At 38.2% G+C, this 16,061-nt stretch carries 13 protein-coding genes; 11 read left to right on the forward strand and 2 right to left on the reverse strand.

Going from position 1 to position 16,061, the window contains the following annotated elements:
* The 6 genes from K1X84_01235 to K1X84_01260 all read left to right on the forward strand — a co-directional run bounded on the left by K1X84_01235 (window position 1) and on the right by K1X84_01260 (window position 6,211).
* Complete coding sequence (locus K1X84_01235; protein ID MBX7150233.1) at window positions 1-654, forward strand: HAD family phosphatase; 654 nt, start codon at window positions 1-3, stop codon at window positions 652-654.
* Window positions 645-1,385, forward strand: coding sequence for a class I SAM-dependent methyltransferase (locus K1X84_01240; protein MBX7150234.1), 741 nt, complete (start codon window positions 645-647; stop codon window positions 1,383-1,385). The genes K1X84_01235 and K1X84_01240 overlap by 10 nt, the downstream gene beginning before the upstream one ends.
* 2 nt (window positions 1,386-1,387) lie before the next feature.
* Window positions 1,388-2,713, forward strand: coding sequence for a thymidine phosphorylase (locus K1X84_01245; GenBank protein MBX7150235.1), 1,326 nt, complete (start codon window positions 1,388-1,390; stop codon window positions 2,711-2,713).
* Window positions 2,714-2,889: 176 nt separating this feature from the next.
* Window positions 2,890-3,516, forward strand: coding sequence for a sigma-70 family RNA polymerase sigma factor (locus K1X84_01250; protein MBX7150236.1), 627 nt, complete (start codon window positions 2,890-2,892; stop codon window positions 3,514-3,516).
* 2 nt (window positions 3,517-3,518) lie between these two features.
* Window positions 3,519-4,367 (forward strand): hypothetical protein, encoded by an 849-nt coding sequence (locus K1X84_01255; protein ID MBX7150237.1) that lies wholly within the window; start codon window positions 3,519-3,521, stop codon window positions 4,365-4,367.
* A 5-nt stretch (window positions 4,368-4,372) separates the two neighbouring features.
* Complete coding sequence (locus tag K1X84_01260; GenBank protein MBX7150238.1) at window positions 4,373-6,211, forward strand: tetratricopeptide repeat protein; 1,839 nt, start codon at window positions 4,373-4,375, stop codon at window positions 6,209-6,211.
* 15 nt (window positions 6,212-6,226) lie between these two features.
* Here K1X84_01260 and K1X84_01265 read toward each other — a convergent pair whose 3' ends face one another.
* Both K1X84_01265 and polA read right to left on the reverse strand, forming a co-directional pair.
* Window positions 6,227-7,297 carry a tetratricopeptide repeat protein gene (locus K1X84_01265; GenBank protein MBX7150239.1) on the reverse strand — a complete coding sequence of 357 codons (1,071 nt, stop codon included), beginning with the start codon at window positions 7,295-7,297 and terminating at the stop codon, window positions 6,227-6,229.
* A gap of 32 nt (window positions 7,298-7,329) precedes the next feature.
* The gene (polA, locus tag K1X84_01270) at window positions 7,330-10,062 is read right to left on the reverse strand and encodes a DNA polymerase I (protein ID MBX7150240.1); all 2,733 of its coding nucleotides are present in this window, start codon (window positions 10,060-10,062) and stop codon (window positions 7,330-7,332) included.
* A 278-nt stretch (window positions 10,063-10,340) separates the two neighbouring features.
* Here polA and K1X84_01275 point away from each other — a divergent pair, with 278 nt between their 5' ends.
* From K1X84_01275 to K1X84_01295, 5 genes are all read left to right on the forward strand, one after another.
* The gene (locus tag K1X84_01275) at window positions 10,341-10,640 is read left to right on the forward strand and encodes a DUF2914 domain-containing protein (protein ID MBX7150241.1); all 300 of its coding nucleotides are present in this window, start codon (window positions 10,341-10,343) and stop codon (window positions 10,638-10,640) included.
* Between the two features lie 136 nt (window positions 10,641-10,776).
* The gene (locus K1X84_01280) at window positions 10,777-12,060 is read left to right on the forward strand and encodes a dicarboxylate/amino acid:cation symporter (protein ID MBX7150242.1); all 1,284 of its coding nucleotides are present in this window, start codon (window positions 10,777-10,779) and stop codon (window positions 12,058-12,060) included.
* Between the two features lie 68 nt (window positions 12,061-12,128).
* A complete protein-coding gene (locus tag K1X84_01285; protein MBX7150243.1) occupies window positions 12,129-12,539 on the forward strand; it encodes a cytochrome c maturation protein CcmE in 411 nt (136 codons plus the stop codon).
* A gap of 75 nt (window positions 12,540-12,614) precedes the next feature.
* Window positions 12,615-15,368, forward strand: coding sequence for a PAS domain S-box protein (locus K1X84_01290; protein ID MBX7150244.1), 2,754 nt, complete (start codon window positions 12,615-12,617; stop codon window positions 15,366-15,368).
* Window positions 15,361-16,017: a response regulator transcription factor gene (locus K1X84_01295; protein ID MBX7150245.1), complete on the forward strand. Its 657-nt coding sequence runs from the start codon at window positions 15,361-15,363 to the stop codon at window positions 16,015-16,017. The genes K1X84_01290 and K1X84_01295 overlap by 8 nt, the downstream gene beginning before the upstream one ends.
* The last annotated feature ends 44 nt before the right edge of the window (window positions 16,018-16,061 follow it).

Below are 16,061 nucleotides of genomic sequence, written 5' to 3' on the forward strand. Positions count from 1 at the left end.
TTGTCAGTATTGCATAACATTGATACAATTTTATTTGATTTTGACGGCGTAGTCATTCAAAGTATTGAAGATCATTACAAATCGTGGAATCAAGCCTTTGCTCGTTTTGGGGTAACGGTTCAATGGAACGATTTTGCCGTGTTAGAAGGGCAAAGTTTATATACCATTGCATCCCAATTATGCAAGCTTTATAACATTTCTCAAGCCGAACATCGGGCCATTGGCGTCGAAAAAAATGCCCTATATTTGACCACAGCAACCATTCGTTTTTATGACGATATTTTTCCGGCGTTGGAATATTTACGCCTACAAAAAAAAAGCATTGGTTTAGTTACCGGAGCACATCGCGATCGCTTTGATCAGACGGTCGGCATGGATTTTAAAAATAAATTTGACGTCATCATTACAGCCGATGATGTTACACGTACGAAACCTGACCCGGAGCCTTATTTACTTGCTGCTACAAAACTAAACAAACTTCCGGCTAGTTGTTTGGTAATCGAAAATGCTCCACTTGGAATAGAGGCCGCTAAAAATGCAGGTATGCTATGTTTTGCGTTGACGACAACTTTGCCGGCAGAATTTTTGAGTAAAGCAGACTGGATTGGAAAAAGCGTAACCGATGTCATTCAATTGATAAAAAAATGTCAGTGACCAACGTAAATCCATACTCAAAATTGGCAGCCATTTATGACGGTATGATGGAACAGGTGGATTACCATCTTTGGGCGCATTATATTGATTCACTGCTCAAGTCATTCGGACATGACGTTAAAGAAGTCTGCGAATTGGCTTGCGGAACGGGTTCGCTGGCAATTGAACTTTCTAAATATGGGTATCAATTAACTTGTTCCGATCAATCGGCCGATATGATCGATTGTGCCAGCGCTAAAGTTTCAAAAAAAAATAGAAACATTTCGTTTTTTATCAGCGATATGTGTAATTTTAAATCTGATCGGAATTTTGACGCTGTTATTTGCATTTATGACAGCATTAATTATTTAATGGACGAAATTAGTTTGAAGTCTTTTTTTATGAATGCCCATCGGTTATTGAAAAAAAATGCAATAATGATTTTTGATGCCTGTACGGAAATCAATTCACTTGAAAATTTTGATAAGCGGTATGAAAACGACCGTCATCACCACTATGTGCGCCGCAGCCGGTATTTAAAAAATGACCGCATCCAGGAAAATGAAATTGAAATTACAAGAGGCAATAAAAAATACATAGAAGTCCATCGACAGAAAATTTATCCACTGGAAGTTTTCAAACGTATTCTTCAGACGTTGCCGTTCGAAATATTGGCTCAGTATTCCAATTTCTCGTACGATCCCGGTACAGAATCTTCTGAACGCGTTCATTTTGTATTGAAAGCGAAATAGGCATGATAGGTTATGAAATTATAGCCAAAAAACGCGATCGTCATGAATTAAATCGTGAAGAAATTTACGGGTTGATTCAAGCTTACTCTTCCGGAAAAATTCCTGATTATCAGATGTCGGCATTTTTAATGGCAACTTACTTGAATGGAATGAGTTTTCGCGAAATTACTGACTTGACATTGGCTATGCGTGATTCCGGCATCGTACTGGATTTGTCAGATATTTCAGGAGTCAAAATTGATAAACATAGTACTGGCGGCGTAGGGGATAAAATTTCAATCATACTTGCACCGCTTGCAGCCTCGATGGGTGTAACGGTTCCGATGATCAGCGGCCGGGGCCTGGGGCATACGGGCGGGACTTTAGACAAGCTGCAATCTATTCCGGGTTTTGATATTTTTATTTCTACGGATCGGTTTCGTTCAATTTTGAAAGCCATTGGCGTCAGTATGATCGGACAGACAGAAGAAATTGCGCCGGCTGATCGCAAGCTTTATGCATTGCGTGACGTGACAGGAACCGTTGAATCGATACCGCTGATCTCGGCCAGTATCATGAGTAAAAAGTTGGCTGAAGGCATTGACGCGTTGATACTGGATGTTAAGGTCGGCAACGGCGCCTTTATGAAAACACTCGATCGCGCAGTTGATTTGGCTCAACATTTAGTGATGATTGGAGAAGGTGCCGGTAAACATACGATCGCATTACTTACAAATATGGATGAACCATTAGGCTTTGCAATCGGTAATTGGCTTGAAGTTGTAGAATCTATTGATGTTTTAAATGGAAAAGGTCCATCTGATATTCGCGAATTATCGGTTATTCTTGCGGCTAATATGCTGACTATTGCCGATCGGAAAATTTCATACGACACTGCGTATAACCTTGCATCTGAAAATCTGAACAACGGGAAAGCTTTTACAAAATTGATAGAATTGGTTCAACACCATAACGGGGATTCCAGTTTGATTCAAAATCCCGAAAAATATCCAAAAGCAATTTTCAAGAAAGATGTATTCGCTCAGAATGATGGATTTGTAGTATCAATGAATACACATGCAATCGGAATGACGGGAATTTTGATCGGAGCAGGCCGACTGACGAAGGAAGATTCTATTGACTATACAGCCGGAATAATGCTTCACAAAAAAGTTGGCGATCCGGTAAAGAAAAATGAACTGCTCGCGACGATTTTTACTGAGCGCGAAGCCAGCCTTGAAGAAGCTTCGCATAAATTGCTTGACGCGTACCGAATTGATTTTAATGCACCGGACAAACAACCGCTTATTCTTGGAGTTTTAGATAAAAACGGATTTCGATCAATATAAAGCATACGAATTTAATACTTTGAAACAATCGTTTCATACTTAACGTAACACTACCGGCTTGATTTATGGCAAAGAGAAAGGCGAAAGTATCTAAGACTTCCGCGGGTAAGAAAAAGAAAACCAAACGTTCTTTGACAACCGTTTCTAAACCGCAACCGGTTATTCGTACTCCTGAAATGGATGCTGCGGAACAACAGCGTTTGCAGGCAGAAAAAAGAGAAAAACAAAAGAAAGAAGATTTTGAGTTGATTGGCCGTGCTATTGCCGGTAATCAACAGGCTTATAAAGATTTAATGCAACGTTATCAGTCGCAAATTTTCAGTCTGATGTATCGAATGGTTCATTCGACAACCGAAGCTGAAGATTTGGTTCAGGAAGCATTTATGAAAGCCTTTGGTTCATTGCCGAACTTTAATTATGAATATGCTTTCAGCACGTGGCTGTATAAAATTGCAACGAATAACTGCATCGATCATTTAAGGAAGAAAAAATTGCAGACGTTTTCAATTGATACACCGGTTACTTACAAGGATAGTACATACAATATCGAAATTCCGGATTTGACGTATTATCCCGAGAAAGAAATGATGCGCAACGAACGGAATTCTATTATTAAAGTTGCGATTGATGCATTACCTGAGAAGTATAAGACAGTGATCTATTTGCGGCATACGGACGAGTTGTCCTACGAAGAAATTTCGGAATTATTAAAAATTCCTATCGGAACGGTCAAGGCGCGTATTTTCAGGGCGCGAGAAATGCTAAATAAATTCCTGAAAGGTAAAGTTGAAAAAGGTTCGTAAGTATGAAGTTGGCTAATATGAAGGTATGGGCTACGATATTTTTCTCCGGATCGGTGATCACTCTTGTATCGCAATCGAATATCGAAAGCCGTAACCGTGAAGACGAAAAAGAATTGAAAGTGAAAGTCGAATACGCTGCGGGCGATTTCTCCGTACGCAAAGTTCAGGAAGATAAGTTGTATATCATTCAATCCAAATCAGAAAAAACTTCAATTGCTCCAAAAGCATCTTATTATAAAAGCGGTAGTACCGGATTCTTAAATTTAGAAATGGATCAAAATACTTCCGTCGACATGTTTGATTTTGGTAAACAAAACTGGTCTCTTGAATTTTCGGACAAAATCCCAATGTCTTATAATTTTGAATTAGGCGCATGCAACGGTGAGTTTGATTTTACGGGTCTCCGCGTGCAAGATCTTACATTGTCGATGGGCGCCAGTAAAGCTAACGTTTATTTTCGTGCTCCCAATAAAGATCAGATCTATCTTATGAAAATAGAAGCCGGCGCTTCTAAAATGATGATGAGCGGGCTATGTAACGCAAATTTCGAAAGGATGGAATTTGAAGGCGGCGTGGGTTCATATATCCTCGATTTTTCAGGCGAATTAAAAAGGGATGCAAGAGCTAATATTACCGTCGGACTTGGAAAAGTCACTATTAAAGTTTCCCGTAACACTAATGTAAAGCTTCGTACAGATGAATCGTTTTTTTCGACTTGTAATATCAGCGATACTGATTTTGAGAAAAAACAAGATGGATTGTATGTATCCCGTAATTTTAATTCCGAAATACCGGTTTTGGACTTACGTGTAGAAGCGGGTCTCGGCAAAGTAAATGTCGTGATGGAGTAACGTTAGTGAACGGCAAAATTAAATATCTTTGCCTTTTTTTAGGTTTATTGAGCATTACCGCTTTTGGCCAAAACAATAGTTACAAATTTGAAACAGCCAAAAATTTTGAAAAAGACGGCCAATATGATAAAGCCCTTTCGATTTACGAAGAGTTATATAAAAGCGATTCGACTAATTTTGATTTGATTTCTCGCCTTAAAAGCCTCTATAAGATCACTAATAATCATTCTTCACGAATTAATGTTATCAGTCGTCAATTGTCCGGCGATTCTCTAAATGTAGCGCTAATTGCCGAATTAGCGGATGCGTATTATCGTAATAAAAATATTGAATACGCCAGAGTATTGGTCAATAAAGCGGTCCAGTTGTCCGGAAAATCGGTATCCAGTTATCGCATGATTGCAGCGATGATGATCGAAAATCGTTGGTTTGACGAAGTAGAGCGTGTTTATCAATATGCCCGAAAGTCGATGGGACAAGAAGATTTGTTTGTAATTGAAATGGCTAAATTGCATATGTATCGTGGCGATTATTATAGTGCAACCAAAGAGCTATTCAAATATTATCGGATGAATGTCGGTACATTCTCATATTTGCAAACACAACTCAACCAATTTCCTGATACTGAAAAAGACAATGCTTCTGTTATCAAAGCAATAAAAGAAGAGTTGATTGATCAACCTAAGGATCGTTCGATTCAGAAGCTTTTAATTGAATCGTATTTAAAAAATAAAAATTACGATTTAGCTTTTGAACAGTGCAAACAGTTAGATCGATTGACCGGTAACGACGGAATTGAAGTATTGAATTTTGCCAATTTAACTTTTCAGAGTGAGGCTTATGATGTTGCACAAAAAGCCTTTATTTATTTTCTGGCGCTCTATCCGAATTCACCTCAAGCCGAAATCGGCTTAGCCAGATGTTTTGAAAAAATGGATAATTCCATTCGGCATGCATACGATATTGCCGATACGGTTTCAAAAGTGAAGGAATCGGCTTTTTCCAATGAGGCCGTTAAAATGTATCGTACTGTTGTTAAAAAATATCCATCAACCGAATGGAGTGCAGAAGCTTATTTCCGAATTGGAGAAATTTATATTGACCGGTTTCAGGATGTCGATGAAGCGCTGAATCAATTTAAAGCTGTTCTTTCGGATTATTCGGCCACACCTTTACGTTATGATGCAATATTTAGAATTGCTGAATGTTTGATTGTACGTGGCAAATTAAATGATGCGATGGATCAGTATTCAGTTGTGAGAATGGAAGTCAAAGGTGGCGAGGTCAAAGATCGCGCTGATTTTATGATTGGAGTAACATTGTTTTATAAGCAAGACTTCGATTCATGTCGCAATCTGATGAAATTACTGGCTCGGCGGCAAGATGGCGTTTTTGTCAATGATGCATTGACTTATTTGCTTCTGATTCAAGACGGTAATAAAGCTAAAGAAGAACTCAAGGATTATTCACGAGCGGTGCTGTTCGAAAAGCAGCGAAAATATTCTGAATCAATGACCATTTTAAGAAGTTTGATCGAAAATAATCCCAAGTCGCCGTTAGCGGATGATGCAATGCTCAAAACAGGAGAATTATTTGTTAAAACTGGGGATTATGACAAAGCGATCGTGGTGTTCAATAATGTTGCTGACTATATGACGACAAGCCCGCTTACGGATCTGGCCTTGATGAAAGCAGGTGAGGTGTATGAATATAATTTAAAAGATTTATTTCAAGCAGTCAAAACTTACAAAGGAGTATTGACACGGTTTCCTCGTAGTATTTATTCTGTTCAGGCGCGTAAAAAAGTTCGCGAGCTTGAACAAAAAATCCAAAAATCATCCTAACTACTGCTGTAAACACTAACTTCCTGACTTTTTCGATTCTTCCAATTTTTCTTTGGCCATATCGAGCCTAAGCTTCACTTCATCAGAAGGCATTGTTCTCATGGACTTAGTTAAGTATTTAACGGCAGCCTCATAGTTTTTCTTTTTGAAATAACCCCAACCTAAAATGTCTGTGGATTCAATATTGTTAGGGGCTAATTCATCAGCCGCTTTAGCCAATGTGATGCCCCAATCATAATCAATATCTTTGTCAATCAACGCCCATGCAACTAAGTTGTAATTGGTAATTTTTTTACCTTGAGTATCATTTATTATCGAATTCAAAACCTCTTTTGCTTTCTCCTCATCTCCGTTTTTCCACAATGCTGCAGCATAATTTACACGCGAAGCTTTATCTTTATTGTCGTATTTTAAAAGTTCGCCATAATAATTGACCGCTTTACTGTAATTACCCAACGCAAAATATAGTTCACCTAAATTGTATAGCGTCTTAATATCATCAGACTTGTACTGTAAAGCTTTTTGAAATTGTGCAACACTTTTTCCTGCTTCTTCTTTTGAATTGTACAGGAAGCCCAGCAGAGAATGAAGTTCAAATGTACTGACACCTGCTTTTTCAGCCATTTCCATTTCACTGATAGCATCGTCGGTATTATTTTGTTCATCTGCCATGAGCCCCTTGACATAATGAGCGTAACCATTATTTGGATTGCTATTAAAGGCTTTGTCAATATATGTATTTGCTTGATTGAACATGGCTTCTTTCATCTTCATATTGTTGGAAGATTTATGTTTTAAGCCAGCCTTGACATAGGCCTCAGCGGCTTTAGCTGCGGCATCCGAAAAACTATCGTCCAGTTCAAGTGCTTTTAAATAAAAATCCAAAGCTTTTTCAATATCACGTTTTTCCATAGCTTCATCGCCCTGGTTCAGAAACGCGATCGATTGTTTGGGTACACCTTTGTACGGATTCGGTTTAATATATTGAATGGATACTACGATAGCGACGATCACGACAATGGCAATTCCACCGATTACAATTTTGTTCTTCCAAAGAGGAATAGCCGTAGGCTGAGTTTTAGACATTGTAAAATGCTCCCTGTGAGTTGTATGTAATATTATTTTGTTTCTAGCCAGTTTTCACCGACACCGATATCAATTTTAAGCGGGGCCTGAAGTTTTACGGCATTCTCCATTTTTTCTCGGACAAGTTCTTGCAGGTCTTTAACTTCTTCTTTAGGTGTCTCAAAAACCAATTCGTCATGAACTTGTAAAATCATTTTAGCTTTGAATTTATCCTTTGTCATCGCTTTATGTACTTCAATCATGGCGATTTTGATTAGTTCGGCGGCCGTACCTTGAATGGGGGTATTGGTCGCTGCGCGTTCAGCAAATTGCCGGACGGTATAATTTTTACTTTGTAAATCGGGAAGATACCGCCTACGACCGAACATTGTGGTCACAAACCCGTTTTCACGTCCATCTTTTAAAATGGATTCTATAAACATTTTCACTTTTGGGTATGTTATGAAATAATTGTCAATAAATTGCTTTGCTTCGGCATTTGAAATGCCAATCCGGCTGGACAATCCAAATGCAGAAATTCCATAAATGATGCCGAAATTAATATCTTTCGCTTTCCTGCGCAAGTCTTTTGTAACTTCATTTTTGGGTACTTTGAATACCAGTGATGCCGTGCTGGTGTGAATATCCTCGTCGTTGGCAAAGGCTTCAATCAAATGTGCATCGCCGGACATGTGCGCCAGAACGCGTAATTCAATCTGTGAATAATCCGCCGACAGCAGCAGCCAGTCTTTATGCTGTGGAGTGAAAGCTTTACGAATTTCACGACCCACATCGGTGCGAATCGGAATATTTTGAAAATTGGGATTGCTCGACGAAAGCCGTCCGGTTGATGCAATGGTCTGACTAAAAGTCGAATGGATACGGTTGGTTTTAGGATTGAGAAGCGGCGGTAAACCGTCAATATAAGTGGATTTTAATTTTGTTAACTGGCGATAATTTAAAATCGCATCAACAATAGGTAAACTTTTATACATTTCCAAAATTTTTACATCCGTAGCGTATTGTCCGGTTTTGCCTGTTCGTTTAGGTTTTTCGATCCCAGCTAATTTGTGAACATTCAATTTTTCAAATAAGATATCACCTAATTGTTGCGGTGAATTGAGATTAAATTCTATACCGGCTTCCTTGTAAATAATTTTTTCAAGATTCTTTATTTCGCCGGCAAATTCCGTCGACATGTCTTTGAGGATACCCATATTAAGCCAGACGCCATGATATTCCATATCCGACAGTACTTGAATGAGAGGAATTTCAATATCGTAGAAAATTTTATCGGATTGAATTTGTTTAAGGTTTTTCTCCAGAATGTCATGAAGCTGTAAAGTAAAATCGGCATCCTCGCAAGCGTATTTTGTCAGTTTTTCGACAGGTACATCTTTCATGCTGATTTGATTTTTTCCGGAACCAATTAAGTCGCTGGTTGGAATTTTTTTATAATCAAGGTATTCCAATGCAAGAGCATCGATGCTGAGTGGTTTTTCAGAATTGATCAGGTGGGAAGCAATCATCGTATCGAATGAGGCGCCTCGTAAATCAATACCAAGGTTTTTAACAACCAAAATATCAAATTTGATATTTTGGCCGAATTTTAAAATGGATGAGTTTTCCAAGACCGGTTTAAAAGCAGATATAATATCCTTAATCTCCAGATTACCGTTTGTCGGAACGAAATAGGCATGGCCGGGATTGAAAGCTACAGAAATGCCTACCAGTTCAGTATTCATAGGATCCGTACCTGTAGTCTCAGTATCAAAAGAGAAATGCTTGACCTGTTCTAATTCCTGGATCAATTCAAAAAGAGCTGATTTGGAATCGATTAAACGGTAGAGATGTTTCTCAGTTTGAAGACTTTTTTTGGTAGTTTCTACAGGTGAAGATGTTGAAAAAAGATCCGTATTCGCTTCAGTGAATTTTTTCAATAAGGATTTAAATTCGAGTGTTTTAAAAAGTTCAATCAATAAGTCATAATCTGGTTGTTTGGATTTGAGTGAATGAAAATCGTTGGTAATTGGAACGTGGATGTCAATAGTAGCAAGCTCTTTCGAAAGAAAGGCATCTTCGCGATGAGACTGTAAGTTTTCTTTTATTTTGCCCTTAATGCTTTCAATTTGATTAAATAAATTTTCGATAGAACCATGTTCCTGAATTAACTTGGTTGCTGTTTTTTCTCCGATACCTTTTACACCGGGAATATTATCGGCGGTATCGCCCATTAGACCCAAAATATCAGTTACCTGATTAGGCAAAACACCAAATTTTTCTTTTACGCCATTGATATCGACGACTTCAACATCGCCGCCTTTTTTAAAAGGATTGTACATCTTGATTTTGTCTGAGATCAATTGCATGAAGTCTTTATCAGCAGTTACCATCATAGCGTCAACGCCGTTTTGGGCTGCCTTTATTGAAAGTGTACCGATAATATCATCCGCTTCATACCCATGCAATTCAATCACCGGTACTCCCATTGCTTCGGTAACTTGTTTTAAGCGAGGAAGCTGCGGAAGCATGTCTTCAGGCATTTTTTGGCGAGTAGCTTTATAAGAAGAAAATTTTTTATGCCTGAAAGTTGGTTCAGCTGTATCAAAAACAGCTGCAATGTAATCAGGCTTTTCGTCCTGAAGGATTTTGATCAAAGTATTAGTGAACCCAAAAACAGCGCTGGTATTTTCACCTTTAGAATTTTTTAATGGGTTATTGATTAAAGCAAAATAGGCTCGATAGGCGAGTGCCATACCGTCAAGCAAAAATAGGCGTTCAGCCATACGTATAAAAACTTTTAAAAAGTAAAAAAATTGTAAAATTGTGGCGAGAAATTACGATCAGGTGAGTAGAAATACAAGTTATTTTTGCCGAATACAACAAATTATAATTGAATTTCGACCGAAGTTGATGTTTTTTTGTATAAACAGTTTGCCCAGAGGGGCTTATTATTTTATTTAACATTTTTATTAGGAGGTTGAGTATGAAAAGGATGATAATCACAGTTGCTCTGATGCTATTTGTAGCACAAATGGCTAATGCGCAGATAAAAGTAGATGAGATGAAACTTGGTACAGGCGTTGAAAATAAAGATATCGTGGGCGAAGCCACATCTTTTGCATCGACGACAGAAAAGGTTTATTGCTGGATGAAGCTTTCAGGTGGAAGTCAGGGTTCCTCTGTTACTGTAAAATGGTATCTCAATGATAGTCCTGCCGGGGAAGTACCCCTAGAAATCAATGGCACGCCTTGGAGAACGTATTCCTTCAAAACAATCAATGGCGTTAAAGGTAACTGGAAAGTCGAAGTTGTCGACGCTTCCGGCAATGTATTGCAAACAGCTACGTTCGTTACAGAATAATTTTTTTATCATAACGATTCGCTAAAAGCAGGAATGAAAATCATTCCTGCTTTTTTTTTGCAATAATAATTGAAATTTAAAAATTAATTCCACATTATTTCATAACCAAATTTTTTGAAATTTACTTGAAGTTGTTATGAAACTACACACAAAAATTTTGCTTGGGCTGGTATTTGGATTAATCGCCGGTATTATTGTCAACCAGATTTTAGGAGTTAGCGGTAATTCTCACGCTGGGCTTGAAACGTTTATTGCGAATGTTACGGATCCGATCGGACAAATTTTTCTGCGATTGTTATTTATGATCGTGGTTCCATTGGTATTTGCTTCGTTGGCACTAGGAGTGGCCAATTTGGGCGATTTGCGATCGGTCGGACGAATAGGAATACGCACTTTAGGTTTTTTTATTGTATTAACCACGTTAGCCGTAATCCTTGGTCTGATCTTAATTGTCACATTTGAACCGGGTAAGAATTTTGATGCAGGCATGCAGAGCCAATTAATGTCTATTTATGGTGAAAATACTTCACAAGTTATCCAGAAGAGCAAAGAGATTCAATTTTCAGTGATGACGTTCGTAGACATGGCTTTGCCCAGGAACATATTGAGAGCATTTATTGAAATGCAGATGCTGCCCATCATTATTGTTGCTTTATTGTTTGGCATCATGATGACCAAATTCGATACGCCTGTTTTAGGCTCAACACAACGAGGGTTGACAGCGTTAAATGACTTCTCAATACGAATTGTCGATATGGCAATGAAAATAGCGCCCTATGCCGTACCATGTCTTGTATTCGGTATTGCCTCTCGCTTCGGCGTTGCAATATTGAAACCTCTTGGCTTGTATGTAGCATTGGTTTTTTCAGCTTATTTCATCCACACAATTATGATATATTCAATATTATTGCGCACAATTGCATCAATCAATCCTTGGGCGTTTTTCAAAGCCATAAAATCAATTTTAATTACAGCTTTTTCAACGAGTTCGAGTAATGCAACGTTGCCAACGACTATCCGAGTTACTGAAGAAAATCTAAGCGTTACTCCTAATATAGCCGGGTTTGTGCTTCCATTAGGAGCAACGGTTAATATGAATGGAACGGCTCTGTATGAAGGTATGACGGTTTTATTTTTAGCAGAAGTGTTTGGTGTTGAGTTGACTATTGCACAGCAAGCTCTGGTAGTAGTTATGGCCGTTTTGACTGCAATCGGCACTGCCGGAATTCCTGGGGGATCATTGCCGTTAATCGTTTTGGTCATGCAATCAGTCGGTGTGCCTCCGGAAGGAATCGGAATTATATTAGGAGTTGATCGGATATTAGATATGGGGCGTACAACTGTTAATGTTACCGGTGATGTCGTTACCGCTGCATGTATTGCAAAATTGGAAGGACAGCCGGCAAAGATCAATACATGACGGAAATCATTTTGATTTATGCCGTTCGCGCCGTATATTAGAAACAGTTATTAGAAAGGATTTTTAGCATGGGTAAAAAAAATCTTAAAGTCATCATCGGTGTTGCGCTCGTAGCAGGCGTTTTGGGTTTTTTAAGCTACAGCGGCTTTGATGAAGGGAAATCATACTATAAATTTGTAGACGAACTGAAGGCCATGGGGGACGGAGCTTATGGCAAAAAACTGAAAGTACACGGTAACGTCGTGCCGGGAAGCATCAAAAGAGAAAATGGCAATCTGGAATTTATGCTTACTCGTAACGGTGCAACTATTCCGGTCAAATATGTTGGCAAGGACCCAGTGCCGGATACCTTTAAAGATGATTGCGAAGCTGTCATAGACGGTCGATATCACAAAGACGGAACATTTGAAGGTACCCAAATTCAAGCGAAATGTGCATCGAAATATGAAGTGGATTATAACGATCTGAAAAAATCATAATTCAAAAATAATAAAATAATATAGATTTATTAAATCCCAGGCCGATGGACTGGGATTTTTGTTTTAAAAGCCTTTATGACTGTTCAAAATAAAATTACTGCATTAATGCTATCAATTGTTGTTTTAATGTCGTTGGCGCTTTATACGATGAATAACCTTGATCATAAGCGCTTTACATACATTCGCCGGAACAGAGCGAATGAAAAGCTACAACTTTTGAATCATGCTATCGAATTAAAACAAAAGTCATTAGAGTTATTTGTTTATGATTATTCATATTGGGACGACATGTATGAATTCACTAAAACTCAAAAAATAGAATGGGCTAAGCAAAATATTGATGCCGTACTTACCAGTTTTAATCTTCAAGGTGTGTGGATTTATGGAAACAAAGGTGAATTAATATACTCAATCTCAAGGCTCGACTACCCACTTAAGTATTTGCCTGTAAAAAAAGAAACGTTTGATATTTTTTTTCAACAAAATCACTTTTCTCATTTTTTCGTTTGGACAAAAGACGGTCTTCTTGAAATCAGGGGAGCGCCTATCCAGCCCAGCGCTGACAATAAACGTGTAACAGAACCGGCTGGCGTTTTTTTTGCCGGAAGGTTGTGGAGTGATAATTATTTATCGGAATTTTCTGCACTATTAAATAGCAATGTTGAGTTAACTATCGACGAAACGAGTCAACCGGCGACTTATGATACTCTCACCTATATTCAGGTGTCTAGCACGTTAAAAGGCTGGGACGGCCAATCAATCGCCAGAATCATTTCTACTAATAAATCAGAAATGATGACTGAGATAATTCGATTATCCAACTTTCAATACTGGATTTTAGTAGGTTTTTCAGTGCTTATAATGTTGCCATTGTATTTCTTGCTTTCCAGATGGGTTTCACGCCCTCTGCAAAACATTTCAACAGTTTTGGCGCAAGAAAAAACTGATTCGCTGAATAATTTGATTAACCAAACTAATGAATTCGGAAATATTTCACGATTAATAAAGTATTCTTTTGAGCAGAAACAAAATTTACAAGAAGAAATCGTAAGGAGAAAAAGCGTCGAAAACGTGTTACAGCAATCAGAGAAGGATTATCGTAATTTATTCGAGAATGCTGGAAATGCGATTACGATTATTGGTGTTGGCACGATGAATATTCTTGCTGTCAATCATCGCGCTTGCGAAATCTATGGCTATACTCAAGATGAATTATTTAATGCACCATTTGTTAAGTTATGGTCTCAATCGGCAGAAATGGAATCGCTACGAAACAAAGTGTTGGAAAGTATTCATGCTATTAGTTTGGAATCAGTTCATCGAAAAAAAGACGGAACATCAATTTTGTTTGATATTAACGCCAGACAAATTGAATACCGGGCAGTGCAAGCCATTTTATGTATTCACCATGATATCAGCCAACGAAAGTTAATTGAGGAATTTTCCCTCTCTCATAATATTTTAAACCAAGTTGGTAATCTCGTTATTGTGAGCAATGAAAAAGCTGAAATTATTTATGTTAATCGCGCTCTTGTCAAAACACTTGGCTATCATCCCCGTGAAGTCCTTGGCGACCTTTGGTGGCATGTTACGCGAGAAACTTCAGAAGCGGCTATCGCTGAAAAAGAAAATATAAAAAAAATTGTTAAAGGAGAAATGCCGGTAAGCGCAACGTCTTATGAGCGATGGATTCGGCATAAAAATGGTAGTTTGCGTTGTATTTCATGGCATGATGCGTTGACGTCTGACCATCTTTTAATTGGAGTCGGTCATGACGTTACGGAGCGTGTAATCGCTGAACTAGAGTTAATTGAAAGTGAAAAAAGATACCGGCTTCTTTTTGAAAGTATTGCGACGGCGACATTCATTTATAATACCGATACAAAAGCTTTTTTAGCCGTTAATAAAGCGTCATTGGATCTATATGGATACTCAAGGGAGGAATTTCTATCGATGAAACTGAATGATCTGATGACTTACGACTATACTGGGCCAGAGTCAGAGCATGAGATGCATGTGGGTCGTCATCAGTTAAAAAGTGGGCGTATTATTGAGGTTGAGCTGATGAGATACGAATTGGTTTTTGATCACCACAAAGCATGCCTGGTTTTAGTTTCTGATCTTTCAGAAAAAAGAAAAATTGAGTTGGCTGAGATTAAACTAAGAAATCAAAAAATTCGATTGGCGTCGGTTATAAGTGCAATAGAGGAGGAACGTCGTCGTATTTCCAAAGAATTGCATGACGGCATTGGTCAGCTTTTATCCGCCATTCGGCGCAATATGGAATTATCGGAAAAATCTAGAAACGAATCTGACGAAATGCATTTGACTGAACAAAATAAAATTTTATTAGACAATGCACTGGTGGAGACAAAATTAATTGCATACAATCTGATGCCAAGGGTTCTCGAAGATTTTGGCCTGTATACGGCTATTGAAAGTCTTTTACGACAGATGTTTTCAAAAAATGAAGTCAAAATCGATTTCCAAATTTTTAATTTGGATAAACGATTATCGCATCCGATTGAATTAGGGGTTTATAGGGTTATTCAGGAGGCGCTCAATAATATTGTAAAACACTCAAAGGCAACCGAAGTATCATTTCAAATGGTAGGTCATTCAAGTTCTGTAGTGATTACGATAGAAGATAATGGTCAAGGATTCAGTTTGCGTGAAGTTAAACGACGAGAGACGCGAGGGATGGGATTAGTCAGTATGCGTGAGCGTATTGAATTTCTCAATGGAAAATTTCATATTGACTCCTCAATTGGCCATGGTACATCTCTCGTTATGGAAATTCCAATTCCAACGGAGGAAGTAAATGAATAAAATTACAATTTTATTGGCTGACGATCATCCGATCGTGCGGAGCGGGCTCCGTTCCTTATTGAGTAGTCAACCTGAATTTGAAATCATAGGCGAAGCAGAAAATGGAGAAGAAGCCATTGAAGCGATAAAACGATTGAAACCGGCCATTGCTTTACTAGATATCTCAATGCCAAAATTATCCGGAACGGAAGCTGCCAAAATCATTTCGCAAAAATACTCTCATACGAAGGTGATTATTCTTACGATGATTGAAGAAGAAGCCTATATCGGCAAAGTCATTGAAGCCGGCGCCTACGCATATTTGCTAAAAGATTCTGGGAATGATGAAATCATCAAAGCCATTCATCGGGTAGTTCAAGGTGAGAAATATTTCAGCCAAAGCGCTTATGATCTGATAGGACGTCAGTTTTCAAAAAAAAATATTAAAAGCAAAGATGTAGAAAATGACAATGTAATTAACACACTCACTGCACGTGAAAAAGAAATTCTTGGCTTAATTGCAGAAGGATTAAATTCTCAGCAAATAGCCAAAAAACTTTTTTTAAGTCCGCGAACGATTGAAACGCATCGTTCGAATCTGATGCACAAACTCCGCATTCATACCGCTACCGGCCTTGTTCGTTTTGCTATCGAGAATAAGATCGTGTGATTCCAATCTCTACGTAGTTTTACTTAATAAAATCCGCTTTAATT

Source organism: bacterium, from assembly GCA_019695335.1.
GTDB lineage: Bacteria > CLD3 > CLD3 > SB21 > SB21 > JABWBZ01.

Bases quoted from the DNA above. Each gene is read 5' to 3' on its own strand.
- K1X84_01240 (MBX7150234.1), top strand. From the start codon at position 645: ATGTCAGTGACCAACGTAAATCCATACTCAAAATTGGCAGCCATTTAT.
- K1X84_01245 (MBX7150235.1), top strand. From the start codon at position 1,388: ATGATAGGTTATGAAATTATAGCCAAAAAACGCGATCGTCATGAATTA.
- K1X84_01250 (MBX7150236.1), top strand. From the start codon at position 2,890: ATGGATGCTGCGGAACAACAGCGTTTGCAGGCAGAAAAAAGAGAAAAA.
- K1X84_01255 (MBX7150237.1), top strand. From the start codon at position 3,519: ATGAAGTTGGCTAATATGAAGGTATGGGCTACGATATTTTTCTCCGGA.
- K1X84_01265 (MBX7150239.1), bottom strand. From the start codon at position 7,297: ATGTCTAAAACTCAGCCTACGGCTATTCCTCTTTGGAAGAACAAAATT.
- polA (MBX7150240.1), bottom strand. From the start codon at position 10,062: ATGGCTGAACGCCTATTTTTGCTTGACGGTATGGCACTCGCCTATCGA.
- K1X84_01275 (MBX7150241.1), top strand. From the start codon at position 10,341: ATGAAACTTGGTACAGGCGTTGAAAATAAAGATATCGTGGGCGAAGCC.
- K1X84_01280 (MBX7150242.1), top strand. From the start codon at position 10,777: ATGAAACTACACACAAAAATTTTGCTTGGGCTGGTATTTGGATTAATC.
- K1X84_01285 (MBX7150243.1), top strand. From the start codon at position 12,129: ATGGGTAAAAAAAATCTTAAAGTCATCATCGGTGTTGCGCTCGTAGCA.
- K1X84_01290 (MBX7150244.1), top strand. From the start codon at position 12,615: ATGACTGTTCAAAATAAAATTACTGCATTAATGCTATCAATTGTTGTT.
- K1X84_01295 (MBX7150245.1), top strand. From the start codon at position 15,361: ATGAATAAAATTACAATTTTATTGGCTGACGATCATCCGATCGTGCGG.